Here is a 598-nt window from a genome sequence, read left to right on the forward strand (position 1 = left end):
CGGCGGCGGGGCCGCGGCCAGGGCGAGGACGGCGGCGAGAAGGGTAAGGCGGTTTCGGATCATGGGGCGCAACCTCGACCACGCGCGCCTGGGACTCAAGCCCCGGCGGACGTTCAGGCCAGGGCGCCGCCGCAACAGGGACAGGCGGCGATCTCGACGCCGAACAGGGCGCGGACGCGGTCAGGCGACAGGGCGGCCCGTGGCGGCAGGGCCTCGATCCAGTCCGGTCCGATGGCGACCACGCGATCGGCGCGAGCCGCCAGGGGAAGGTGGTGGGTCGAGGTCAGGACGGCGCGGCCCTCGGCGGCGAGGCCCCGCAAAGCCGCTTCGACGGCCTGGGCGTGGGCCGGGTCCAGCAGGGCCAGGGGCTCGTCCAGCAGGCAGACGGGGGCGTCCTGCACGAACAGACGGGCGATCAGGACGAGTTGCTGCTGGCCGCTGGACAGACGGTCGAAGGGGCGGTCCGCCAGGTCGGCGACGTCCAGCCGGGCGAGGGCCTGACGGGCGGCGTCGATGTCCGCCGGGGTCAGGCCGGGGGACCAGCGGCGCTGGCCGGCGCGGCCGAGGGCGGTCAGGTGCAGGGCGGTGAAGCCGGCGC

The 598-nt window shown here is 76.3% G+C and carries 1 protein-coding gene; it reads right to left on the reverse strand.

What is annotated here, in order from left to right; genetic code table 11:
* Positions 1–113 precede the first annotated feature (113 nt).
* Positions 114–598: ATP-binding cassette domain-containing protein (locus tag AC2W7C_RS18785; protein WP_486002694.1), on the reverse strand; the 485-nt coding region annotated here is incomplete at its 5' end.

It is taken from the genome of Brevundimonas sp. CURTG3B2_SDJG (genome assembly GCF_057364705.1).